Source organism: Streptomyces sp. NPDC001530 (genome assembly GCF_042894545.1).
GTDB lineage: Bacteria > Actinomycetota > Actinomycetes > Streptomycetales > Streptomycetaceae > Streptomyces.
Map to the genome: position 1 here is coordinate 398882 of NZ_JBIAVS010000007.1, position 24674 is coordinate 423555.

Annotated in this window: 18 protein-coding genes and 1 other RNA gene; 8 read left to right on the forward strand and 11 right to left on the reverse strand. The window is 68.8% G+C overall.

The genetic code is table 11. The features are described 5' to 3' along the window. Positions 1-190: 190 nt before the first annotated feature. The 4 genes from ACFY0T_RS16970 to ACFY0T_RS16985 all read right to left on the reverse strand — a co-directional run bounded on the left by ACFY0T_RS16970 (position 191) and on the right by ACFY0T_RS16985 (position 6172). Entirely contained in the window at positions 191-1486 is a 1296-nt protein-coding gene (locus ACFY0T_RS16970) for an acyltransferase (RefSeq protein WP_388870338.1), read from the reverse strand. Next, positions 1483-3735: a glycosyltransferase gene (locus ACFY0T_RS16975; protein WP_388870340.1), complete on the reverse strand. Its 2253-nt coding sequence runs from the start codon at positions 3733-3735 to the stop codon at positions 1483-1485. The genes ACFY0T_RS16970 and ACFY0T_RS16975 overlap by 4 nt, the downstream gene beginning before the upstream one ends. Next, positions 3735-4754: a hypothetical protein gene (locus ACFY0T_RS16980; RefSeq protein ID WP_388870343.1), complete on the reverse strand. Its 1020-nt coding sequence runs from the start codon at positions 4752-4754 to the stop codon at positions 3735-3737. The genes ACFY0T_RS16975 and ACFY0T_RS16980 overlap by 1 nt, the downstream gene beginning before the upstream one ends. A 395-nt stretch (positions 4755-5149) precedes the next feature. Beyond that, positions 5150-6172, reverse strand: a complete 1023-nt coding sequence (locus ACFY0T_RS16985; protein WP_388870346.1) for a LysR family transcriptional regulator — start codon at positions 6170-6172, stop codon at positions 5150-5152. A gap of 137 nt (positions 6173-6309) precedes the next feature. On the opposite strand from ACFY0T_RS16985, the gene ACFY0T_RS16990 reads away from it, so the two are divergent. From ACFY0T_RS16990 to ACFY0T_RS17020, 7 genes are all read left to right on the forward strand, one after another. After that, positions 6310-7701, forward strand: coding sequence for an MFS transporter (locus ACFY0T_RS16990; protein ID WP_388870531.1), 1392 nt, complete (start codon positions 6310-6312; stop codon positions 7699-7701). A 300-nt stretch (positions 7702-8001) separates the two neighbouring features. Further along, complete coding sequence (locus ACFY0T_RS16995; protein ID WP_388870348.1) at positions 8002-9294, forward strand: ABC transporter substrate-binding protein; 1293 nt, start codon at positions 8002-8004, stop codon at positions 9292-9294. Beyond that, positions 9291-10256, forward strand: coding sequence for a carbohydrate ABC transporter permease (locus ACFY0T_RS17000; RefSeq protein WP_388870351.1), 966 nt, complete (start codon positions 9291-9293; stop codon positions 10254-10256). Before ACFY0T_RS16995 ends, ACFY0T_RS17000 begins: the two co-directional genes overlap by 4 nt. Continuing rightward, positions 10253-11074 carry a carbohydrate ABC transporter permease gene (locus ACFY0T_RS17005; protein WP_388870354.1) on the forward strand — a complete coding sequence of 274 codons (822 nt, stop codon included), beginning with the start codon at positions 10253-10255 and terminating at the stop codon, positions 11072-11074. Before ACFY0T_RS17000 ends, ACFY0T_RS17005 begins: the two co-directional genes overlap by 4 nt. Before the next feature lie 11 nt (positions 11075-11085). Then, positions 11086-13335 (forward strand): alpha-xylosidase, encoded by a 2250-nt coding sequence (gene yicI, locus ACFY0T_RS17010; protein WP_388870357.1) that lies wholly within the window; start codon positions 11086-11088, stop codon positions 13333-13335. Between the two features lie 2 nt (positions 13336-13337). Next, on the forward strand, positions 13338-14348 hold the full coding sequence (locus tag ACFY0T_RS17015) for a LacI family DNA-binding transcriptional regulator (RefSeq protein ID WP_388870359.1): 1011 nt from the start codon (positions 13338-13340) through the stop codon (positions 14346-14348). Between the two features lie 49 nt (positions 14349-14397). After that, on the forward strand, positions 14398-17304 hold the full coding sequence (locus tag ACFY0T_RS17020) for a glycoside hydrolase family 3 C-terminal domain-containing protein (RefSeq protein ID WP_388870362.1): 2907 nt from the start codon (positions 14398-14400) through the stop codon (positions 17302-17304). Positions 17305-17409: 105 nt separating this feature from the next. On the opposite strand, the gene ssrA is transcribed toward ACFY0T_RS17020, so the two are convergent. The 5 genes from ssrA to ftsE form a co-directional block, all read right to left on the reverse strand. After that, positions 17410-17779: a transfer-messenger RNA gene (gene ssrA, locus ACFY0T_RS17025) on the reverse strand. A gap of 126 nt (positions 17780-17905) precedes the next feature. Then, positions 17906-18439 carry an SsrA-binding protein SmpB gene (gene smpB / locus ACFY0T_RS17030; RefSeq protein ID WP_229702578.1) on the reverse strand — a complete coding sequence of 178 codons (534 nt, stop codon included), beginning with the start codon at positions 18437-18439 and terminating at the stop codon, positions 17906-17908. Between the two features lie 174 nt (positions 18440-18613). After that, positions 18614-19780 (reverse strand): S41 family peptidase, encoded by a 1167-nt coding sequence (locus tag ACFY0T_RS17035; RefSeq protein WP_388870365.1) that lies wholly within the window; start codon positions 19778-19780, stop codon positions 18614-18616. Between the two features lie 67 nt (positions 19781-19847). Continuing rightward, complete coding sequence (gene ftsX, locus ACFY0T_RS17040) at positions 19848-20768, reverse strand: permease-like cell division protein FtsX (protein WP_388870367.1); 921 nt, start codon at positions 20766-20768, stop codon at positions 19848-19850. A gap of 33 nt (positions 20769-20801) precedes the next feature. Next, entirely contained in the window at positions 20802-21491 is a 690-nt protein-coding gene (ftsE, locus tag ACFY0T_RS17045) for a cell division ATP-binding protein FtsE (protein WP_369246992.1), read from the reverse strand. 389 nt (positions 21492-21880) lie between these two features. Between ftsE and ACFY0T_RS17050 the strand changes: the two genes are divergently transcribed. Next, on the forward strand, positions 21881-22072 hold the full coding sequence (locus ACFY0T_RS17050; RefSeq protein WP_388870371.1) for a hypothetical protein: 192 nt from the start codon (positions 21881-21883) through the stop codon (positions 22070-22072). 92 nt (positions 22073-22164) lie between these two features. On the opposite strand, the gene ACFY0T_RS17055 is transcribed toward ACFY0T_RS17050, so the two are convergent. Beyond that, positions 22165-22842 carry a hypothetical protein gene (locus tag ACFY0T_RS17055; RefSeq protein ID WP_388870374.1) on the reverse strand — a complete coding sequence of 226 codons (678 nt, stop codon included), beginning with the start codon at positions 22840-22842 and terminating at the stop codon, positions 22165-22167. A gap of 326 nt (positions 22843-23168) precedes the next feature. Next, positions 23169-24275 (reverse strand): peptide chain release factor 2, encoded by a 1107-nt coding sequence (gene prfB / locus ACFY0T_RS17060; protein ID WP_388870377.1) that lies wholly within the window; start codon positions 24273-24275, stop codon positions 23169-23171. Between the last annotated feature and the right edge of the window lie 399 nt (positions 24276-24674).

Consider the following 24674-nt stretch of genomic DNA (forward strand, 5'->3'; position numbering starts at 1 on the left):
GCGGCGTGGGGTTCGGGAGGGCCCGGACACGCTATCGGTGACGTGTGTGACGACACCAGAGCGAATTACGTCAACCGTGATGACAAATCCGGCATACAGCTACAGAAGCCCGCCAAATCAGCGATCAGAACCTTCGATTGAGTGACGTGAACTGCCGGAAAGCGCAACCACGTTGGCCGCTGCAAAGGCGTCAGCCGCGGTGGGCGCCCGTGGCCCGGGCGGACCGGCCTCGGCCCTTCCCCCGCACCCCGTTCGGCCACAGCCGCGGACTCCGCTTTGCCGCGATGTCCTCGATCCAGCCGAAGGCGGCGATCGTCAGGCCGATCAGGGGCCAGACGAGGACGAACATCCACAGCATGTACGTCGTGTCGAGGGCCGCGACCGCGCGGTCGCTCTGCATGAAGGAGAGGTTGTACGCCTGGTCGATGATCGGGACCGTGGCCATGATGAGCATGTTGTGCCAGAGGTAGATCGTGACGGCGCGGTTGTTGGACAGGGTCACCAGCTTGTCCCACTTGGCCAGGCGGCCCGGGAGCTCCTGCCAGGACGGGCTGTACTGGAGCAGGATCACCACGAAACCGAACGACCATGTCGCCTGGGCGAGTGGGATGTCGTTCAGGTCCCAGCCGTCGGGGCCCAGGTGGCCCGACGCCCACCACAGGCCGAAGGCCATGAGCAGGGTCGAGGATGAAATGGCTATGTAGCGGGGGACCTTCGCCAACATCCCCTCGTGGTGGGCGAAGCCCAGGACCCAGCAGCCGCCGAAGACCGCGAAGTCCGAGACGGCGTTGCCCGTTTCGCCAGGGATCGTGACCAAGCCCGTGCCGACGACTGCCGTGAGGGCCAGGGGGGCCAGCAGTGTTGCCCACGGGACTCTGCGGAACGCCCACAGCAGCAGCGGGGACGCCACCACGAACCACAGGTACGCGCGGAGGTACCAGAGCGGGCCCGTCGCCTGCACCGCCCATGTGTCTTCCAGCAGGCCCGACTTGGAGCCGATGTGCCAGGGGAACGGCGGCGCGCCGATCGGGATGATGTAGTTGATCAGCTCGACCACGCCCCATGTGCCGCCGTGGTCCGGGTCCTTCACCGGGTTCCAGCCGCCCGCGAACATCAGCGCCAGGGCCACCGCACTGAACGCCCACAGGGGCGGCAGCAGACGGCGGACACGGCCACGTATCACGCCCCAGGCCGGGCGGCTCAGCGAGCGCGCCATCAGCGAGCCGGCCAGGGCGAACATCACGCCCATGGAGGGGAAGAGGACCGTCAGCCAGGCCCAGCCGAAGAGGTGGTAGACGACCACTCGGACCAGGGCTATCGAGCGGAGCAGGTCCAAGTAGCGGTCCCGGCCCGGACGGCGCGGGGCCGACGACGGCTGTGCGACCGACGACGGCTGCGGAGCCGACGGCGACTGCGGAGCCGTCGCGCTCGGCACCCCCAGCGGCGGTGTCGGCGTCGTACCCGCCGTGTACTCGTGCGTCGTCATCCCACCGGCCTCCGATCGTTCCCGCTGCGTGCCGCCCGCTGCCGCGGGATCGATCCCGGTGCCTCCACCACACCCGTGCGCCGCAGCTTCTGCCAGCGCAGGCGGCCTCCGGTGAGGGCGGTGATCCAGGACTGGAGGAGGACCACGTACATCAACTGCCTGTAGAGGATTTGCTGGAGGGGGAGGGATATCAGGTGGGTCATGCGTTCTCGGTCCAGGCGGAACGCGTATGCCGCGCACGCCGCCTGGATCGCGAGGACGCCGAGCCAGGCCACGATCGTCTTCTGCGTCGGGCCGAAGACGATTCCGTACAGGAGGAATACGTCGATCAACGGAGCCAGCAGCGGTGCCAGGACCATGAAGAGGGAGACCAGGGGGAGGCCCACCCGGCCGAAGCGGCCCGACGGGCCGCGCTCGACCAGTGCCCGGCGGTGCTTCCAGATCGCCTGCATCGTGCCGTACGACCAGCGGTAGCGCTGGGACCAGAGTTGCTGGACGGACTCCGGGGCCTCGGTCCAGGCGCGCGCCTTCTCCGCGTACACCACGCGCCAGCCGTCGCGGTGCAGGGCCATGGTGATGTCCGTGTCCTCGGCGAGCGTGTCGTCGCTCATGCCGCCGACGCGTTCGAGAGCGGACCTCCTGAAAGCCCCTACCGCTCCCGGGATCGTCGGCATGCAGCGCAGGATGTCGTACATCCGGCGGTCGAGGTTGAAGCCCATCACGTACTCGATGTGCTGCCAGGCCCCGATGAGGGAGTCGCGGTTGCCGACCTTCGCGTTGCCCGCGACCGCGCCGACGCTGGGATCGGCGAAGGGTTGGACCAGCTCGCGGACCGTCGCCGGTTCGAAGACCGTGTCGCCGTCCATCATGACGATGATGTCGTAACGGGCGTTCGCCAGGCCCCTGTTGAGGGCCGCGGGCTTGCCCGCGTTGAGCTGGCGCACGACGCGTACGTTCGGCAGGCGCAGCCCTTCGACGATACGGGCCGTGCCGTCGCTCGAACCGTCGTCGATGACGATGACCTCGATGGGGTGTTCACTCGCCATCAGGGAACGGACGGTGTTCTCGATGCACTTCGCTTCGTTGTACGCGGGGACCAGCACCGACACCGGTTCGGTGATCGGGGCCGGGCCCCAGCGGAAGTCCTTCCGCCGCACCCGGCGGGCGTGCGCGGCGGAGAGCAGGAGCATCAGGCCGAATCGGGTGAAGACCAGGACGCCGATGATGGCAATGCCGACGACGAGGGCGTCGGTGACCTTCTCGGAGGCCTGGACCAGGTAGACCCAGGCCTTGCCCTTCCACAGCTCGAGCCCGGTGACCTCGGTGTGCGCGCTGGGGGCGCGCAGCGCCTCGGTGAGGTTCTGGAACTCGTAACCCTGGTGCTGCAGATCGGGCAGGAACCTGTCGAGCGCCTGCACCGTCTGCTGACGGTCGCCGCCGGAGTCGTGCATCAGGACAATCGCGCCCTTGCCGCCGTGCGGGGTGGCGCGGCGGATGATCTCTTCGACGCCGGGCTTCTGCCAGTCCTCACTGTCGGTGTTGTTGACGACGGTGATGTAGCCGCGCGTGCCGATGTACTGCGTGACCGGCCACGACTTGTTGTCCATGGCGTCGGCGAAGGACGAGTACGGGGGGCGGAAGAGGGAGGTACGGATGCCGGCCGCACCCGCCAGTGCCAGCTGGTTCTGGGACAGCTCCCAGTCGATGCGCTTCTTGGACTGGTAGGAGAGGTCCGGGTGGTTGAAGGTGTGCAGGCCCACCTCGTGGCCTTCCTCCACCATGCGCTGCACCAGCTCCGGGTAGCGCGAGGCCATGGTGCCGGTGACGAAGAAGACGGCGTGCGCGCGGTGCGCCTTGAGGACGTCGAGGACCTTGGGGGTCCAGGTCGGGTCCGGTCCGTCGTCGAAGGTGAGGACGAGACGGTGGTCCGGCACGCTCAGGCTGGTCGTACGGCCGCTGCGGGTGTCGATGACCGGGCCGCCCTTGAGGATCTTCTCCGGCACCTTGTCGGTGGCCGCCTCGGGCTGGACGCGGTGGTCGGCGAGGATCTCGCTGTGCGCGTAACCGCGCAGCATCAGCATCGCCATCAGGGCGAGCAGGATGAGCAAGGGCAGCACGAAGCGCATGGGCAGGCGTCGGCGCCGGGCGTCGGGCCCGGGGCGCCGCGTACCGGATTGCGGGTGCTGCGTAGGGGGTTGCGGGTGCCGCGAACTGGGTGCGGGACCGTGACGGCTGGTGCGGAATGCCATCAGAGGACGTTCTCCGGGTACGAGGAGCCGGCGCCGGTGGTGCTCGGCTCGGGCTCCAGGGGGCTCTGCTCGACGGGGCTCTGCTCCACGGCGCCGTCCGCGACGGTTCCCGACCCCGACCCGTCGGTGATCGGGCTCTCCGAGGGGTCGGTCGTGGCCGTACCGCTGTCCGTGGGTGTGGGGGTCGGAGGGTCGACCACCGGGTCGGTCGTCTCGGGGTCTGGGTCCTTGGTGGTGCTCATGCCCGGGTTCGGCTTGGTCGTGGTGGACTTCGAGGGCTCGGGGACCGTGGACGTGCCCGGGTCGGCGGCGCTGCCCGAGGCTTCGGGCGTCGGGCTCACACCCGGCGACGGCGTCGTACCGTCACTGGCCGTCGCGCTCGCGCCCGGCGAGGCGCTGCTCTTACCGGACGGGCTCACCGACTCGGCAGGCACCGGCGAGGTGTCGACCTGGCCGGCCGGCTGCTCGTCCTGCTGACCCGGCACCGGGAGCCAGGGCGCGTTGGAGTTGCCCGACAGGAGCGTGGCGACGATGACGACGGCGTAGACCGCGCAGGCGATGGCGACGAGGATGCCGAGGCGACGGAATCTGCGGCTGCGGCGGCCCGACTCGTCGACGAAGACCGGGCCGTCCGAGCCTTCCTGCGCACCCGGGGCGTCCTTGCCCTGCTGAACCAGCCAGTCCTCCAGCTGTCGTCCGGCACCGTCGAGCTGGACCGTCACCTCGTGCGGATCGTGGGTGTGGCCGGGGTCGTCGGGGTGCTCCCAGGAGGGATGCTCATGCGAGGGCTGCTCGCTGGTGGGCTGCCGGCCGGCCTGCTCGCCGGTGGGCTGATCACTGGTGGGCTGATCACCAGAGAGCCGGTAACCGAGGTGGCCGCGGCGCCGGCGCTCCGTACCGCTCGAGGCGAAGGCCGTGCCGAAAAAGGGGTCCGTGTCGGAAGCGAGGTCTGTGCCGGAAGCGAGGTCCTTGCCGGAAGCGAGGTCCGCAACGGAACCCGCATCCGTACCCGAACCCACGTCCGCTCCGGAAACCCGGCCCGAGAGCAGCTCGGTCTCCGGCTCCGCGTCACGGCCACGCTCACGCCCACGGCTCTGCCCGGCCGCCGGCCAGGACGCGGTTGAGCCCCCGGCTTCCGGCCAGACAACCGATGCGTCGGCTTCTTGCCAAGGTGACGGATCGGCTTCGGGCCCCTCGGCCTGATCGACATCACGTCGAGCCGGTTGGGCGTCTTTCCGCCAGTTTTCCACGCGCACGCACATCCCCCCACGGGACAGTTCTCGGGTGCGCGACGACGCCGGGCACTACTCATTTGTCGTCCGGACCGGGCCCCCACCCGATCCGAGCGCCCCCCTTACCACACTGCGCCCGGACGATGAATGTAGCGCACGCGGAGGACACGTGCGCTTCCGTCTCACCCGTGACCCATCATGATGAGTACATCGGTGGCCGGAATCCATCCCTCCTCGGGGCGCCGGAGCCACCCTTCCTCACTCGCGAGTTCGACGGCCGCTCGTCGAAGGGCGTCGATCCCCGGGTGCACCAGCCCCCTCCGCCACACCAGCGACAGGGGTGACAAGGGAACAGGGTCAACGAGGGGTCTCCGTACGGTTTCGGGCATGGCCGGAAAATCCACCACGGCGAGAACGGGGTTCCGTTTCTTGGCCATGATCCGCTGGAATTCCTCGGCACCGACGGCCACCGGAGCGGGTGGTGCGAGGGCGATGCCGCGCCCCTCGAAGAGACGACGCGCCAGGTCGGTCCACTCCAGCGTCCTGGGGTTTCCCGCACCCGCGTACACGGTCTCCCCCGCGAGCGCGTCCAGCGGCACCGCGTCCAGGGCGGCGAGGTGATGGTCCTCGGGCAGGACGACGGCCATCGGCTCGTACCGTACGGGCTGCTGCTCCAGCCGGGCCCGCACCACCGGGTCGAGCCCCGCGAACCGCCCGAAGGACGCGTCCAGCCGACCGGCGAGCAGCTCCTGCGCCGCGCCCGTCAGCCCGCTCTCGAAGCGGGCCATCAGTTCGCTGTCGGGGGCGAGTTCGCGGGCCCGGTCGAGGACGCGGCCGGAGACGAGCCCCGGGGAGTTGACGTCGACGAGCAGCGGCCGCTGTTCCCGCCGGCCTCGCGCGAACGCGGCCAGCAGCGCGTCCTGCGCGTCGAGCACGCGCCGAGCGTACGGAAGCAGCCGCTCGCCCTCCGCCGTCAGCGCCACCTGCCGGGTCGTCCGCACGAACAGCTCCACCCCGAGCTCGCGCTCAAGGCGCCGAATGTCACGGCTCAACGCCTGCTGGGCGACGTACAGCCGGGCGGCGGCCCGGGTGAAGTGCAGCTCCTCGGCTACGGCGAGGAAGGCGCGCAGGAGACGGGGGTCGAGGTGAGTCGCCCCTGCGCTTGCACCATCTCCCGGCTGTGGGCGTAGGAAGTCCGCGGGCATCCGGCGAACTTACAACGCGGGTGCGTCAATCGCCACGGAGTAGGTGTTGGACCGCTCACGCGACCCCGGGCGACGGTTGATCCATGCCGCAACAGACCACCGAGCCCACGCCCACGCCCACGCCCGCACCCGCACCCATGTCCGCGCCCGCGCCCACGCCGCAGCTCTCCGAACCGGCTCCCGCGTCCCTACCCCTACCCCAACAAACCTCCGAGCGGATACCCGCGCCGCTCTTCACCGTCACCGGGGACAGCCTGGTGGCAACGGACTTCCACCCGCGCCGACAGCCGCCCCGGCGCCGCCGGACACCCCCCTCCCCGTATCACCGCTCCCCGTACCACCGTCTCTTCGCCACCCCCGGCGCCCGCGCCTTCACCCTCGGGAATCTGATCGCCCGCCTGCCCATGGGCATGTTCAGCGTGAGCGCGGTCATCATGATCGCGGGCTCGCGGGGCTCGTACGCGCTCGCCGGTGCCGTCACGGCGACCGGTCTGGCGGCGACGGCGGTCGTCGGTCCGTTGACCGCGCGGCTGGTCGACCGGCACGGTCAGGCCCGTGTGGCCGTGCCCGCCACGGCGTTCGCCCTGCTGGGCGGCCTCGCGCTGGTGCTGTGTGTGCACTACGGGGCGCCCGACTGGAGCCTCTTCGTCGCATACGCCGCGACGGCCACGACGCCCAACACCGGGGGCATGTCACGCGCCCGCTGGGCCCACCTCTTCAAGGGCGACCCGGCCGCGCTGCACACCGCGAACTCCTTCGAACAGGCCGCGGACGAACTCTGCTTCATGCTGGGGCCGGTGTTCGCGGCCTTCCTGTGCGGGGCCTTCTTCCCGGAGGCGGGCACGCTGGTCGGGGGCGCCCTGATGATGACCGGCGTACTGGTCTTCGCCGCCCAGCGCTCGACGGAGCCGCCGCCCCGGAGACGTACGCAAGCCACCAAGTCGCCCGTCCGGGCCGCCGGAATGCCCGCCCTCCTCCTCGCCTTCCTCGCCACCGGCGCGGTCTTCGGTTCGATGGAGGTCGTCACGATCGCGTTCGCGGACGCGCAGGGCCACAAGTCGGCCGCGGGCGTGGTCCTCGCCCTGCAGGCGGCGGGCTCGTGCGGAGCGGGCCTGCTGTACGGGGCCCTGAAGCCGGCCGGTCCCGTCGAACGGCGCTACCCGCTGTGCGTCGCCGCCATGACGGCGCTGATGACCGTGCCGTTCCTCGCGGCCTCCCTGTCGGGCTCCCTCCTGGTCCTCGCGGGCGCCCTGCTCGTCGCCGGGACGGCCACCGCTCCGACCATGGTCACCGGCATGACCCTGGTCCAACGCCGCACGCCCGACGGCCGGTTGAACGAGGGCATGACCCTCGCCGTGACCGGCCTCCTCGGGGGGATCGCCTGCGGGTCGGCGGCCGGTGGGTGGGTGGTGCAGCATGTGTCGGCGACGGCGGGGTACGGGGTTCCGGTCGCGGCGGCTTCGCTCGCGCTCGTGATCGCGACGGGGGGTGCCGTACGCGATGCGGTACGCCACCCGGCGCGACGCTGAGCGCGGGTGGCCATGCGTGGACGCCCTTTTCGCCCCCTCCGCCCCTACCCGTCCCGTACCTGGGGGGCTCCGCCCCCCAGACCCCCGGTATCGCGCTTCGCGCTCGTCCTCAAACGCCGGACGGGCTAAAACGTGTCCGACCCACCGAACCCCCGCCCCAATTCCCGCGCACCCCATTGACGCGTCCGCAGCCCCCACATACCTTCCCCCGTCGAAGCGCTTCGACGTCACGCATCGAAACGATTCGATGAATGCTGCGTGACGACTCCGAAACCCATCCAACTCCCCTGGAGGCAGTGGATGTTGACGACACGACGGCGTGTGGTGGCGACGGCGGTGGCCCTGGTGGGGTCACTGTTGCTGGCCTCCTGCGGTGACTCGGACAGCGGCGGATCAGACGGCAAGACGTTGAAGCTGTGGCACTACGAAGGACCCGACAGCGCGATGGGCGTGGCCTGGAAGGAGGCCATCAAGGAGTTCGAGGCGAAGCATCCGGGCGTCAAGGTGAAGTTCGAGGAGAAGGGCTTCGAACAGATCCAGAAGACCGCCCCGATGGTCCTCAACTCGAACGACGCGCCCGACATCATGGAGTACAACAAGGGCAACGCGACGGCGGGCGCACTCTCCAAGCAGGGCCTGCTCACCGATCTGACCGCCGAGGCCACCCAGCGCGGCTGGGACAAGAAGATCACCGGCGGCGTGCGGACCATCAGCCAGTACGACACCAACGGGGTCATGGGCTCCGGGAAGTGGTATGGCGTACCCAACTACGCCGAGTACACGATGGTGTTCTACAACAAGGACCTCTTCAAGAAGTACGGCATCGCCGAGCCCACCACCCCCGACGAACTCACCGCCGCCATGGACAAGTTCGTCGCGAAGGGCATCACCCCGCTCGCGAACGCCGGCGCCGAGTACATGGCCCAGCAGTACCTCTACCAGCTGGCGCTGTCGAAGGCCGACCGGTCGTGGGTCGACTCGTACGAGTTGTACAAGGGCAAGACCGACTTCCACGACGCCGCCTGGACCTATGGCGCCGAGACCTTCGCCGACTGGGTGAAGAAGGGCTACATCAGCAAGAAGTCCACCGGCACCAAGGCCGAGGACGCGGGCGTCTCCTTCATCCAGGGCAAGAGCCCCATCCTGTTCAGCGGCAGCTGGTGGTACGGCCGCTTCCAGACGGAGAACAAGTTCGCCTGGGGCACCTTCCTCTGGCCGGGCAGCAACCTCACGCTCGGCTCCGGCGGAAACCTCTGGGTGGTCCCCAAGAACGCCAAGAACAAGGATCTCGCCTACGACTTCATCGACATCACCATGTCGAAGAAGATCCAGAACCTGCTGGGCAACAACGGCGGCGTTCCGGTGGCCGCCGACCCGGCCGCCATCACCGATCCGCAGTCCAAGTCCCTCATCGCCAACTTCAACACCTTGTCCGGCAAGGACGGTTTGGCCTTCTATCCCGACTGGCCCGTCGCCGGCTTCTACGACGTCCTGGTCTCCGAGACGCAGAAGCTGATCACGGGGAGCGAGAAACCGGACGCCTATCTGAGCGCGTTGCAGAAGGCGTACGACAAGGGCGTACCGAAGACATGACGGTCACCGTCGAGCGGGGCGGCCGGGTGGTCCACAAGCAGCACGCCCTGAGGCCCCCGCGCCGCCCCCGCACCTCCTACGCCCTCTTTCTGCTCCCCGGCATCCTCGCCTTCCTCGCCGTCATCGTCGTCCCGTTCCTGATGAACACCGGCGTCAGCTTCACCGACTGGCAGGGCGTCGGCAGCCCGAAGTGGTCCGGGCTCGCCAACTACCGCGAGCTGATGGACGATTCCGAGTTCTGGGCGTCCTTCCGGCACAGCGTGTTCATGGTCGTCGCCATGGCCGCCGTACCGACCGTCGTCGGACTCGTCCTCGCCGCCGCCCTGTTCGACTTCGTCGGCAAGCACTTCGGCAGCAGGATCGCGGCCGTACTCCGTGCCTGCTTCTACCTTCCGCAGGTCCTGCCCATCGCCGTCGCCGGCATCGTGTGGAGCTGGATCCTCGCGCCCGACAACGGCTCCCTGAACGAGCTGCTGAAGGCCGTCGGTCTCGGCTCCTGGCAGCGGGACTGGCTCGGCGACCCCGATATCGCCCTCTACAGCGTCATGGGCGTGATGGTGTGGGTGCAGATCGGCTTCCCGCTGGTCGTCTTCATGGCGGGACTGCAACGCGTCGACCCGCAGTTGTACGAGGCCGCCGAGCTGGACGGCGCGGGCTGGTGGCGCCGCTTCTGGCACATCACGCTGCCGCAGATCAGGCCCGAGATCTACGTCGTCCTTCTGTGGTGCACGATCGCCGCGCTCAAGGTGTTCGGGGCGGTGTACGTGCTGACGAAGGGCGGACCGGGCGGCGCCACGGACGTGCCCTCCTACTTCTCCTTCACGACCTTCTTCGAGAAGACCCAGGTCGGCTACGGCGCCGCGATCTCCACCGTGCTGACCGTGATCATCCTCGTCCTGGCCCTGATCGGCCTCAAACTCCAGACCCGGGCCGAGGACGCCGAGGAAGGGATCCGCGCATGACCGCCCTACGTCGTTATCCGGTGCTCGTCGCCCTCGTCATCGCGGCCCTGTTCATGGTGCTGCCGTTCCTCATCGTCGCGGTCAACGCCATCAAGTCGCCGGCCGAGTACTCGGAGAACGGGCCGCTCAGCCTGCCCGAGGGCTTTTACTTCGACGGCATCAAGGACTTCTGGGAACGTGTCGACTTCGGCCAGAAGCTCGTCAACTCGGTACTGATATCGGGCTTCGTGGCGATCGGCGCCGCCGTCCTCTCCGTCCTCAACGCGTACGCGATCGGCATCGGCCGCATCAAGGGCCGCACCTGGGTGCTCGCCTTCTTCGTCCTCGCCAACATGCTGCCGCAGGAGGCGCTGGTCTACCCGATCTACTACCTGAGCAAGCAGGTCGGTCTCTACGACACCCGGCTCAGCGTGATCATCGTGTTCACGGTCGTCCAGGCGGCCTTCGGCACGTACCTCCTCTCCTCCGTCCTCGGCCAGTTCCCGCGCGAGATCATCGAGGCCGCCCGGATCGACGGGGCGAACAAGTGGCAGGTGCTGTGGCGGATCGTGGTCCCGGTCAGCCGGCCCACCATCGGCGTGCTCCTCGTCTTCTTCTTCATCTGGACCTGGAACGAATTCCTGCTGCCCCTGGTCATGCTGATCTCCAACGACAACCAGACCGTGTCGGTGGCCCTCGGCGTCCTCCAGGGCCAGCGTCTGATGGACGCCACGATGACGAACGCGGCCGCCCTGCTCGGCGTGCTGCCCGCCATCGTCTTCTTCCTCGTCTTCCAGCGGACCCTCACCCGCGGCATCGCCGTGGGTGCCGTGAAGTAAGGACCCCCCACATGAAGTTCACCGACGGCTACTGGCTCCTGCGCGAGGGCGTCACCGCGGCCCACCCGGTCGAGGTCCTCGACGTGACCTCCGGGCCCGGCGGCCTGGAGATCCACGCGCCGACGCAGCCCATCCGCCACCGCGGCGACCTGCTGAAGGGACCGGTCGTGACGATCAGCGCGCACGCGCCGATGCCCGACGTCATCGGCGTCACGTTCACGCACTTCCAGGGCGAGGAACCGCGACGCCCTCAATTCGACGTGGGCAAAGAGGAGTTCACCCCTCAGGTGGAGTACGACGACGAGCACGCGACCCTGACCGCGGGCGCGCTGTCCGTCCGGGTCGCCCGCACCAGCCCCTGGCACATCGACTTCCTCGCCCATGGCCGCACCCTCACTAGTAGCGGGCCCAAGGGCATGGGCATCATGCGGGACGCCACCGGCGCCCACTATCTGCGTGAGCAGCTGAACCTCGGCGTCGGCACCCAGGTCTTCGGTCTCGGCGAACGCTTCGGGCCGCTCGTCAAGAACGGCCAGGTCGTGGACATGTGGAACGCCGACGGCGGCACCGCGACGGAACAGGCGTACAAGAACGTCCCCTTCTATCTGACGGACGCGGGCTACGGCGTCTTCGTCGACCACCCGGGCCGGGTGTCGTTCGAGGTCGGCTCGGAGGCGGTCTCCCGGGTCCAGTTCAGCGCCGAGACACAGCAGTTGACGTACTACGTCATCCACGGTCCGACCCCGAAGGACATCCTGCGCAAGTACACGGCGCTCACCGGGCGTCCGGCCCTGCCGCCCGCCTGGTCGTTCGGGCTGTGGCTGTCGACGTCCTTCACCACCTCCTACGACGAGGCCACCGTCACGTCCTTCATCGACGGCATGCGGGAGCGCGAACTCCCGCTCTCCGTCTTCCACTTCGACTGTTTCTGGATGCGCGAGTTCAACTGGTGCGACTTCCAGTGGGATCCGCGGGTCTTTCCCGATCCGGAGGGGATGCTGGCGCGGCTGAAGGACAAGGGGCTGCGGATCTGCGTATGGATCAACCCCTACATCGCGCAGCGGTCGCCGCTGTTCGCGGAGGGGCGGGCCCTCGGGCATCTGCTCAAGCGGCCGGACGGCAGCGTCTGGCAGTGGGACCTGTGGCAGCCGGGCATGGCGCTGGTCGACTTCACCAGCCCGGACGCCCGTGACTGGTACGCGTCCAAGCTGGAGGCGCTGCTCGCGCAGGGCGTCGACTGCTTCAAGACCGACTTCGGCGAACGGGTCCCCGTCGATGTCGCCTACGCGGACGGCGCCGACCCCGAACGGATGCACAACTACTACACCTACCTCTACAACCAGACCGTCTTCGATGTGCTCCGCAAACACCGCGGCGAACACGAGGCCGTCGTCTTCGCCCGCTCCGCGACCACCGGGAGCCAGAAGTTCCCGGTGCACTGGGGCGGCGACTGCGAGGCGACGTACGCGTCGATGGCCGAGTCGCTGCGCGGCGGGCTGAGCCTTGGGATGTCGGGGTTCGGGTTCTGGAGCCATGACATCGGCGGGTTCGAGGGGACGCCGACGCCCGCGCTGTTCAAGCGGTGGATCGCCTTCGGGCTGCTGTCCTCGCACAGCAGGCTGCACGGATCGTCCTCGTACCGCGTGCCCTGGCTGTTCGACGAGGAGGCCGTGGACGTCCTGCGGCTGTTCACCCGGCTGAAGCTCAGCCTCATGCCCTATCTGTACGAGGCCGCCCGCACCGCCCACGCGGAGGGCGTGCCGATGATGCGGGCGATGGTGCTGGAGTTCCCGGACGATCCGGGGTGCGCGCATCTGGAGCGGCAGTACATGCTCGGCTCCGATCTGCTGGTCGCGCCCGTCTTCAGCGACGAGGGGGACGTCTCGTACTACGTGCCCGAGGGCACCTGGACCCACTTCCTGAGCGGGCGGACGGTGACCGGTCCGCGCTGGGTGCGCGAGGGGCACGGGTTCCTGAACGTGCCCCTGCTGGTACGGCCGGGTGCTGTGATCCCGGTCGGTGCGGTGGACGACCGGCCCGACTACGACCACGCCGACGGGGTCACCCTGCGCGCGTACGGCCTGGAGCGGGGCGCGCAGGTCACGGTGCCGATAGGCGACGTCACCTTCACCGTCGTACGCGAAGGGGACACACTGCGGGCCTCGTCGAGTGATCCTTCGGCGCCGTGGGGGCTCGCCGCGGGTGGGCGGGAGACACGGGCGAAGGCCGGGACGGGCTTCTTGTCGTTGGAGCTGAACTGAGCATGGTCAAGATCACCGATGTGGCGCGGCACGCCGGGGTGTCCCCCAGCACCGTCTCGTACGCCCTCAGCGGTAAGCGCCCGATTTCCGAGGAGACCCGGCAGCGCATCGAGGCGAGCATCCGCGAGCTGGGCTACCGCCCGCACGCGGGTGCGCGGGCGCTGGCCAGCAGCCGGTCGAACGTGCTGGCGCTGGTGGTGCCGCTGCGGGCGGGCATCCATGTGCCCGTCGTGATGCAGTTCGCGGTGTCGGTGGTGACGGCGGCGCGACGGCACGACCACGACGTGCTGCTGCTCACCCAGGAGGAGGGCGAGGACGGGCTGCGGCGGGTCGCGGACACCGCGCTCGTGGACGCGCTGATCGTGATGGACGTCCAGCTCCACGACGCCCGGCTGCCATTGCTGCGCGCCCTGGACCGGCCGTCCGTGCTCATCGGGTTCCCCGCGCAGCCGGACGGGCTCACCTGCATCGACCTGGACTTCAAGGCGGCGGGCGAACTGTGCGTCGAGCGCCTTGCGGGGCTCGGGCACCGGGTCGTCGCGCTCGTCGGGTCACCGCCCGAGGTGTATGTGCGGGGGACGGCGTTCGCCCAGCGTGTGGTGGAGGGGTTCACGGCCGCCGCCGACCGGAACGGCCTCGCGTCCTCCGTCCACCCTTGCGAGGCCTCGCCCGCCGCCGCCCGCCGGGTCGCCGAGCAACTGCTGCGCGAACAACCCGCGCTGACCGGAGTCGTCGTGCACAACGAACCGATCCTGGAGCCGCTGATCGACGCCTTCGAGCAGCTCGGTCTACGGGTCCCCGGCGATCTGTCCGTCACCGCCATCTGCCCGGACGAGCTCGCCGAGGGCGTCCGCGTCCCCGTCTCGTCCATCGCCCTGCCGTCCGCCGAGGTGGGCGCACAGGCGGTGGAGCTGCTGATGAAGAAGCTGGGCGGCACGGACGTGCCCGAGGCGACGCTGCTCACTCCCCGGCTGACGGAACGGGCGAGCACGGCCCGCCGTGCAGCCCCCTGAAGTGCCATGGACCGCCCAAGTGCAAGGCCCTAGTCGAAGGAGCCGTGTCATGAAAGGCAAGAGAAGACAGAGAACAACGGTCGTCATCGCGATGACCCTGATCGCCGGCCTCGGCGCCACCGTGCCGGCCGCGGCCGACGACCCCGCGTACGCGTTCCGCGATCCCCGGCTCTCCGTCGATCAGCGCGTCGACGACCTGCTCGCAAGACTCACCCTCGACGAGAAGATCTCCCTCCTCCACCAGCACGAACCCGCCATCCCCCGCCTCGGCATCCAGGCGTTCCGCACCGGCACCGAGGCGCTGCACGGCGTCGCCTGGCTCGGCAAGACGACCGTGTTCCCGCAGGCGGTCGGGCTCGCCTCGACCTGGGACCCGGCGCTGATCGAGCAGGTCGGCTCGGCGGTCGGCGACGAGGCGCGCGGCTTCCAGCAGGACCGCCCGGACGGCTGGGGCCTCAACCTCTGGGCGCCGGTGGTGAACCTGCTGCGCGACCCGCGCTGGGGACGCAACGAGGAGGGCTACTCCGAGGACCCGTACCTCACCGGTTCGATCTCGACGGCGTACGGCGACGGCCTGACCGGCGGCGACCCCGACCACCTCAAGACGGCCCCCACCCTCAAGCACTACCTCGCCAACAACAACGAGGTGCACCGCGCGACGACGTCCTCCGACCTGCGCCCGCGCGTGCTGCACGAGTACGACGAGGCGGCCTTCAAGCCGGCGATCCAGGCGGACGCGGCGACGGGCGTCATGTCCTCCTACAACCTGGTCAACGGCCGCCCCAACACGGTCAGTCCGGACCTGAACGACGTCGTACGGACCTGGACCTCGCGCGATCTGCTGAACGTCACCGACGCCTTCGCCCCCGGCAACCTGCTCCCCGCCACCCAGAACTACTACCCCACGCTCGCCGAGGGCGACGCGGCCGCGCTGAAGGCCGGCATCGACAGCTTCACGGACAACAGCGCGGACTCCGGGCCGACGGTCACCGCCGTCAACTCGGCTATCCAGCAGGGCCTGTTGAAGGAGTCGGACATCGACACGGCCGTCTCCCACATCCTCGCCGTCCGCGTCCGGCTCGGCGAATTCGACCCGAACGGCGGCACGTTCGGTTCCATCGACAAGTCGGTGATCAACAGCCCGGCCCACCAGAAGCTGGCCCGCGAGGCGGCGACGGAGGCGGCGGTGCTCCTGAAGAACCAGAACGCGCTGCCGTTGAAGAAGTCCGCGAAGGACGTCGCGGTCGTCGGCCCCCTCGCCGACACCCTCTACACCGACTGGTACTCGGGCACCCTGCCGTACGCGGTCACGCCCGCCAAAGGCATCGCGTCGAAGCTCGGCACGGAGGTGACCAGCAGCGAGGGCACGGACCGTATCGCGCTGAAGGACACGGCGACGGGGAAGTACGTCACGGCGGGCACGGCGGCCGAGGGAGCGGCCCTGAAGGAGAGCGCGGAGTCGGGCACGGCCTCCCAGTTCGACGTATTCGACTGGGGCTCCGGCATCGTGACCCTGCGCTCGGCCGCCAACGGCAAGTACGTCGGCTACAACTGGTCGAACTTCGTCAATGATCAAGTGCAGCCGAACGGTTGGTTCGTCCAGCAGCAGTTCAAGCTGGAGCGGCAGGACGACGGCACCTACCTGCTCCGGTACGCCGGGTACGAGACCGGCGAGTCCTGGTGGTCGAACCCCGTCTACCTCGGCCCGACCGGCGACGACGGCACCCTCGGCCTGGTCTCCAAGGAGCGGGCCGCGCACTACGCGAAGGACGTCGTCCGCAGCGGGCTCGACGAGGCCGTGGCCGCGGTGAAGGGCAAGGACACGGCGGTGGTCGTGGTCGGCTCGATGCCGTCGATCAACGGCCGCGAGGACCACGACCGTGCCGACATGGGCCTGGCGCCCTCGCAGGAAGCCCTGGTCAAGGCGGTGCACGCGGCCAACCCGGAGACCGTCGTGATCGTCGAGAACAGCTACCCGACCACCCTCGGTGCCCTTCAGAAGGAGGTACCGGCCGTCCTGTGGACCACCCACGCGGGCCAGGAGACCGGCAACGCCCTCGCCGACCTCCTCTACGGCGACGCGAACCCGGCGGGCCGCCTCACCCAGACCTGGTACCAGTCGGAGTCGGATCTCCCGTCGATTCTCGACTACGACATCATCAAGTCCGACCGCACCTACCAGTACTTCAAGGGGCAGCCCCTCTACCCCTTCGGCTACGGCCTCTCGTACACCTCCTTCCGCTACGGCGCGCTCAAGCACGTCGACGGCGGTTACGAGGTGGCGGTGACGAACACCGGACGCCGGGCCGGCGACGAAGTCGTCCAGCTCTACACGCACCAGCGGACCTCGCGCGACAAACAGCCGCTGAAGCAGTTGAAGGCCTACGCGAGGGTGTCACTGAAGCCGGGCGAGACGAAGACGGTGACGCTGAAACTCCGCACGAAGGACCTCGCGCACTGGGACGTCACGCGCTCCAAGTGGGTCGTGGAGAGCGGCACGTACGACGTCCTGGTCGGCGCCTCGTCGTCCGACATCCGCGCCCGTACGTCGCTGCAGGCGCGGGGCGAGACGATCCCGGCCCGGAACCTCGCCAAGGTGACGCGCGCGGAGAACTTCGACGACTACGCGGACGTACGGCTGGTCGACGAGTCGAAGGTACGCGGGACGGCGGTGGGTTCCACCGGGGACGGCGCGTGGCTGAAGTTCACGGATGCCCAACTCGGCTCCGGGGCCCGGACGTTCACGGCCCAGGCGGCAGGAGCGGCAGGCACGATCGAGGTCCGCCTCGGGTCGCCCACCGGGGCGCTGGTCGGTACGGCGCACATGGACGGCACGGCGTCGGCGTATGACTACGAGACGGTGAGCACCGACCTGACCTCGGCGGCGAAGGGCCGCCAGGACGTGTATCTGGTGCTGAGCGACGGCCTGCGCCTGTCGACCTTCTCGCTTCGCTGAAGGTCACTGAAGGTTGCAGAAGGTCGCTGAACGTTGAAAGTCGCTGAAAGTCGCCAAAGGAAAAGCCCCGCTGCCAAAGGCAGCGGGGCCCGACCCACATGGGATGAGTGGAGATGGCGGGAATCGAACCCGCGTCCAACGGTGCAAAATCAGGGCTTCTCCGTGTGCAGTTCGCTGCGATTTTCTCGGCCCCGGTGATCACGCGAACAAGTCGCCGACGGGCCCAGCCACTGTTTGATTTCCTCCTACACCCCGTGACCGGGTCTAGGAGTTTAGTTCCCTAGCTGATGCCAGGATCCGGGTCGGGAACAGCCCCGGGCTGACACTTCGCAAGTCGCTACTTAGGCAGCGAGGGCGAAGGAATCGCGCTTGGTGTTGGCGATTATTTTTTGCGACATATGGTTTACGAGATCATTGCCGCTTCCTCGACACGCTTCCCCTGCTTCAACAGCCGCTGTCGAAACCGATCATCCCCATGTTGATTTTTCAAGCTCGCACCTTGTGAGGTGCACGCACCCGCTCTGAGGTGCAGATGCCATCGTACGTGACCAACGCACGCCGATGCCAGCCTATTCCCGCCGGCCGCCCGCCGGGGGGCCGCCTACTCGCCCCGCTGCTTCCGCTTCGCCGCCGCGATCGCGCGGTCCGACTCCCGCCGGTCCTGCTTCTCGCGCAGGGTCTGCCGCTTGTCGTACTCCTTCTTACCGCGCGCGAGCGCGATCTCGGCCTTCGCCCGGCCGTCCTTGAAGTACAGGGCCAGGGGCACGATCGTGTGACCCGTCTCCTGGGACTTCGACTCCAGCTTGTCGATCTCCTCGCGGTGCAGGAGCAGCTTGCGCTTGCGGCGCACGGAGTGGTTGGTCCAGGTGCCCTGGCTGTACTCGGGGATGTGGGCGTTGTGCAGCCACGCCTCGTTCCCGTCGATCTGGACGAAGCCGTCGGTCAGCGAGGCGCGTCCCTGGCGCAGCGACTTCACCTCGGTGCCGGTCAGGACGAGCCCGGCCTCGTAGGTGTCGATGATCGCGTAGTCGTGCCGCGCCTTCTTGTTCTGGGCGACGATCTTGCGTTTGCCGTCCTTGGCCTTGGCGGAGGCCGCCCCGCCCTGCTTCGGCTGGGACTCTTTCGGTACGTACATTCCCTTGCTCATAGTGCTGGCCATTTTCGCACTACAGGGGGGTCGGGGGGAAAGAAGATTAAGAGGACCTCGAACGGTCGGTCACCGAGGACCTCGAACGGCCGGTCACGAAGACCACAAGCGGTCGGTCACGAAGACGACGAGCGGTCGGTCACGAAGACCACGAGCGGTCGGCTAGGACGCTTCCCCGAGGCCGCTGAGCACCGTCTCGGCCCGCTCCAGGGACTTCTTGTCCGCCTCCAGGTCGGGCGTGATGCCCCGCCCGTCGACGCCGCGCCCGGAGGGGGTGCGGTAGTGCCCGACGGTCAGCTCGGCGACGGAGCCGTCGGGCAGCCGGCTCGGCATCTGTACCGAGCCCTTGCCGAAGGTCCTGGAGCCGACGACGACCGCGCGGCCGCGGTCCTGGAGGGCTCCGGTGAGGAGCTCGGCCGCGCTCATCGTGCCGCCGTCGACAAGCGCGACCAGGGGTCTTGCCGTGTCGCCGCCGGGGTCGGCGTGCAGGGCGCGCTGCTTTCCGTGCTCGTCGTACGTGGCGACGAGGCCGCCGTCGAGAAAGGCGGAGGCGGCGGTGACGGCCTCGGTGACCAGGCCTCCGGAGTTGCCGCGCAGGTCGAGGACGATGCCGGCCCGCCGGGGCGCCTGAGCGACGGCGGTGCGTACGAGATCGCCCGAGCCCTTGGTGAAGGCGGCGACCTTGATCACCGTGACGCCGCCGGGGAGCTTGTGGACGGTCACTGAGTCGGTGGACAGCCTGGCGCGGCGCAGAGTCCGGCTCCACGCGCGCGTGCCGCGCTCCAGGCCGAGGGAGACCTCCGTACCGGCGGCCGCGTCGTCCGCGTCGCCGCGCAGTAACGAGACGACCTCGGTGACCGGCCGGCCGTCGACCTTCTCGCCGTCGACGCTGCGCAGCCGGTCTCCCTTGCGGATCCCCGCGTCTGCCGCGGGCGATCCGGTCTGCACGCGGGTCACTTCGATCCGTCCGTCGCGCTCGCGCCGGGCCCAGAGCCCGACGCCGGTGTACTGGCCGTCCAGGGCCTCCTCGAACTCCTCGTACTCTCCCTGGGAGTAGACCGCGCCCCAGCGGTCGCCGCTGCGGCTGACGGCGCGCTCGGCGGCCTCCATGGGCGACTTGCCGTCGGCCATCGCCTCGGCGGCGGCCTCGGTGACGTCCTCGTGGTGGGCCGCAGTCGTCGAACGGGGCGTAGGAGAAGGGGACTTCCGGCCGGGGTCGGAGAAGGATCCGGTCGCCGCACCGGCGACGAGGACGCTCGCGAACAGCAAGGTCAGGGCGGCCCCGCGGCGGATGCGGCGGGGCTCACAGAACGGGTCACGACCTGACATGCCGGTGAGTCTAGGACAAGGCGAAGGGCCGTACCGCCGGTTGGCAGTACGGCCCCCTTGGCATGCGTCACACCTTCAGGTACTTGCGCAACGCGAAGAACGCGGCCAGCGCGGGCATCAGCAGACTCGTCGCGAGGATGAGCGGCAGCTTCGTCAACACGGCGTCCCAGCCGATGAAGTTGATCAGATTCAGCTTCTCGGACAGTGCCAGACCGTGGTCGATGATGAAGTAGCGGGCGACCAGCAGGAAGCCGCACGCGACACCGCCACCGATCAGCCCGGCGACGGCGGCCTCCATGATGAACGGCGCCTGGATGTAGAAGCCGGAGGCGCCCACGAGCCGCATGATGCCCGTTTCACGACGACGGCTGAACGCCGAGACACGCACCGTGTTGACGATCAGCATCAGGGCGACGACGAGCATCATCGCCATCACCGCGCGCGCGGCCCAGTTCATGCCGTTGAGCAGCCCGAAGAGGTTGTCCAGGATGCCCTTCTGGTCCTGCACGGACTGCACGCCGTCCCGCCCGTCGAAGGCGGTCGCGATGACCTGGTACTTCTCCGGGTCCTTCAGCTTGATCCGGTACGACTCCTGCATCTGGTCCGGTGTGAGGGAGCTGGCCAGCGGGGAGTCGCCGAACTGCTCCTTGTAGTGCTTGTACGCCTGGTCCGCGGACTCGTAGGAGACCTTCTCGACGACCGAGGACATCTTGTCCAGGTCGGCGAGGATCTGCTTCTTCTGGTCGGCGGTCACCGCGCCCTTGGCGCAGTTGGGGTCGGACTCGGCATCGCTCTTGTTGCAGAGGAAGATCGAGACGTTGACCTTGTCGTACCAGTAGCCCTTCATCGTGTTGACCTGGTCGCTCATCAGGAGCGAACCGCCGAACAGGGCGAGCGAGAGGGCGACCGAGACGATGACCGCGAAGGTCATGGTCAGATTGCGGCGGAGACCGACACCGATCTCCGACAGAACGAACTGCGCGCGCATGGCGTCTTCTTCAGACCTTTCCGTGGACGATGATCAGTGCTGGTAGCCGTAGACGCCGCGCGCCTGGTCGCGGACGAGACGGCCCTTCTCCAGCTCGATGACGCGCTTGCGCATCTGGTCCACGATGTTCTGGTCGTGGGTCGCCATCACCACGGTCGTGCCCGTCCGGTTGATGCGGTCGAGCAGCTTCATGATGCCGACGGAGGTCTGCGGGTCGAGGTTTCCGGTCGGCTCGTCGGCGATGAGCAGCTTGGGCCGGTTCACGAAGGCTCGCGCGATGGCCACACGCTGCTGCTCACCACCGGACAGCTCGCCGGGCATCCGGTCCTCCTTGCCGCCGAGCCCGACGAGGTCGAGCACCTGGGGCACGGACTTGCGGATCTCGCCGCGCGACTTGCCGATGACCTCCTGCGCGAAGGCCACGTTCTCGGCGACCGTCTTGTTCGGCAGCAGGCGGAAGTCCTGGAACACGGTCCCCAACTGGCGCCGCATCTGCGGCACCTTCCAGTTGGAGATGCGCGCGAGGTCCTTGCCCAGGACGTGCACCTGACCGTGACTGCACCGCTCCTCGCGGAGGATCAGCCGCAGGAAGGTGGACTTTCCGGAGCCGGAGGACCCCACGAGGAACACGAACTCACCACGCTCGACCTCCAGGGAGACATCCCTGAGAGCGGGGCGGGTCTGCTTGGGGTAGACCTTGGAGACATTGTCGAATCGGATCACGGATGCACCACGGGTCGCCGGGGGTAGGTGTGCGTGACCATACGCGACCCGGGCATGCGAGCGCAGGCGCTGGTAGGGGTTGCGCCGGGGTTGTGCCCGTTTGTGCAGGCCCAGGGGGGGGTGCCCCGTCAGGGCGCGGGGCTGTGACATTGTGCGGCTCCGCCGCGTGGGCGCGAGCAACCACAGCGGGCCGCGCAGCGGCGCAAACGACCCCAGCCACCCCTGCGAGAGCGCCCGTTTTCGAGACTGACCCCCAAACCGCGGGGCAGGATAAGGCGAGCCGCGCCGAAATCCACGGAACCTGGCACAGTGGAAGGGGAACGGTTGCGTTCCCCGCAGCGTTGAGTAGAGCGTTGTGTACGCGGAGAAGGCGCAAGGAGGGCGAGCGCATGACGTACGACCGATTGGTGTGCGCGAACTGCGCGGCGCCCGTGAGCGAGGGCCGCTGCCCCGTCTGCCGCGCGAACCGGGAGCGACTCCAGCAGGAGAGCCCCTTCGCCGGCCTGAACCCCATGGCACTGATCGCACTGCTGGCCGTGCTGATCGCGGCACTGGCGCTGGTGGCTCACCAGACGGGGTGAGACGGCGGGGGCGGTGCGCCCGCCCTGTGAGGTTGATGACATGAGAAGGGCCCGGAGCGAGCTGCTCCGGGCCCTTCTCACCTACGTGTCCGTCAGGCGGCGGCACCGCCGCGGCCGCCCGCGAGGCGCGGCAGCAGGCGGAAGCCGATACCGCCGGCGATCATCGTGGCCGCGCCGACCAGCAGGAACGCGGTCTGACCGGCACCCGTCTCGGCCAGCTCGCCGTCGTTCTTGCCCTGGGCCGAGGTGTCGGACGAGGTGTCCGAGCCGGTGTCGGTGAGGGCCGAGGAGCCCTCCTCCTGGGTGGAGGAGCCACCGTCGGGGTCGGTGTTGCTGTTGCCGCCACCGTTCCCGTTGCCGTTGCCGTTCCCGTTGCCGTTCCCGTTGCCCGGGTCGGTCGGCTCGGTGGTCGGGTCGGTGGGCTCATCGGTGGGCTCGGTCGGCTCCTCCGTGGGCTCCGTGGGCTCCTCCGTGGGTTCGGTGGGCTCCTCGGTGGGCTCGGTCGGCTCCTCCGTGGGCTCAGTCGGCTCCTCGGTGGGCGTGGGCTCCTCGGTCGGGATACCCGTCTCGGTCGGGGTCGGAGTCGGGTCGTCCAGACCGACATTCACGCCGACACCGGTCTCGTCCGCGCTCGCGCCCACGTTCAGGCCGCCCACGTTCACGCCGAGGTCCAGAGCCGAAGCAGCACCCGCTGCGGTCAGCGAAGCACCGGCGGCAATCACCGCACCGGCGGCAATCCGCGCCACGCGGATCCGCGTCTTCTTGGTCATCTGCCTGCTACCCCCAGTAGCTGATCGTCAATGGAGCAGCGCCCGGGGCCACGGCGTCACAGGTGACTTCTCTCAAGCCCCCCGGTTCACATGCGCCCCAGAGATACGCATGCCACGCGTTACCCTTCCCAGTTTTCAAAGCATCGTCAAGGTCGTTGCGTGCGCGATGTCCGGATCAACGTCATTTGCCTGCCGTGAGGACATGTGACTGTGACGTAAAACCCAGACAACCCACACACAAAAGGCAACTGCCGTCCGGTGGACGGCAGTTGCCTTGTCGACAAAGGGGCCTCAATGGGGCGTGAACACCCCCGCCTGTTGCCCGCTTACTTCTCCTGCTGCTTGCGCCAGCGAATTCCGGCCTCGAGGAAGCCGTCGATCTCGCCGCCGAACACGGCCTCGGGGTTGCCGACTTCGAACTCGGTGCGCAGGTCCTTGACCATCTGATACGGGTGGAGGACGTACGAACGCATCTGGTTTCCCCAGGAGTTGCCGCCGTCGCCCTTGAGGGCGTCCATCTTGGCCTGCTCCTCCTGCCGGCGCCGCTCGAGGAGCTTGGCCTGCAGAACGTTCATGGCGGAGGCCTTGTTCTGGATCTGCGACCGCTCGTTCTGACAGGAGACGACGATGCCGGTGGGAAGGTGGGTGAGGCGGACGGCGGAGTCGGTGGTGTTGACGCCCTGGCCGCCGGGACCGGACGACCGGTAGACATCCACCCGGAGCTCGGACTCGTCGATCTCGATGTGGTCGGTCTGCTCGACGACGGGCAGGATCTCGACACCGGCGAAGGAGGTCTGCCGACGGCCCTGGTTGTCGAAGGGCGAGATGCGCACGAGCCGGTGGGTGCCCTGCTCCACGGAGAGCGTGCCGTAGGCGTACGGGACGTGGACGGCGAAGGTGGTCGACTTGATGCCGGCCTCTTCCGCGTACGAGGTCTCGTAGAGCTCCGTCTTGTAGCCGTGCCGCTCCGCCCAGCGCAGGTACATGCGCTGCAGCTTCTCGGCGAAGTCGGAGGCGTCGACGCCGCCGGCCTCGGCACGGATGGTGACGACGGCTTCCCGGGAGTCGTACTCGCCCGAGAGCAGCGTCCGGACCTCCATCTCGTCCAGCGCCTTCTTGACGGCGGCGAGCTCGGTCTCCGCCTCGGCGCGGGTGTCCGGGTCGTCCTCCTCCTCGGCCATCTCGAAGAGCACGCTCAGATCGTCGATACGCCCGCGGAGCGCCTCGGCCTTCCTGACCTCCGCCTGGAGGTGGCTCAGCTTGCTGGTGATCTTCTGCGCCTCGTCCGGGTCATCCCACAGGGACGGCGCGGCCGCCTGCTCCTCGAGCACGGCGATGTCTGCCCTCAGCTTGGCGAGGTCCAGGACGGCCTCGATCGACTCCATGGTCGAGGAGAGGGACTTGAGCTCTTCGGATACATCGACGACTGCCACGCCTCCAGCGTAACGGCTACGACAAGCGAGCCTCGCCCCTCGCCCTACGGGGCCGGTACGCCAGGGCCCACCGTGGCTGGCGACGGGTTTCTTCGCCCCCGCCGCCCCTACCCTTCCCGTCCCTGGAGGGCCCCGCCCCCCCAGACCCCCCGTATCGCGCTGACGCGCTCATCCTCAAACGCCGGACGGGCTGAAACATTCCAGCCCCGTCCGGCGAAGGATCCAGCCCCTCCAGCGTTTGAGGAGCGGGGTCCAGGGGCGGAGCCCTTGGCGGGGGCCCTGGGGGCGGAGCCCCCGGTGGGGACGGGGCGGAGCCCCCGGGCAGGGGCGCGGGGCGCAGCCCCGGACAGGGTCACAGCGCCACAACCCCGAAACAGAGGCACAGCGCCACAGCCCCCG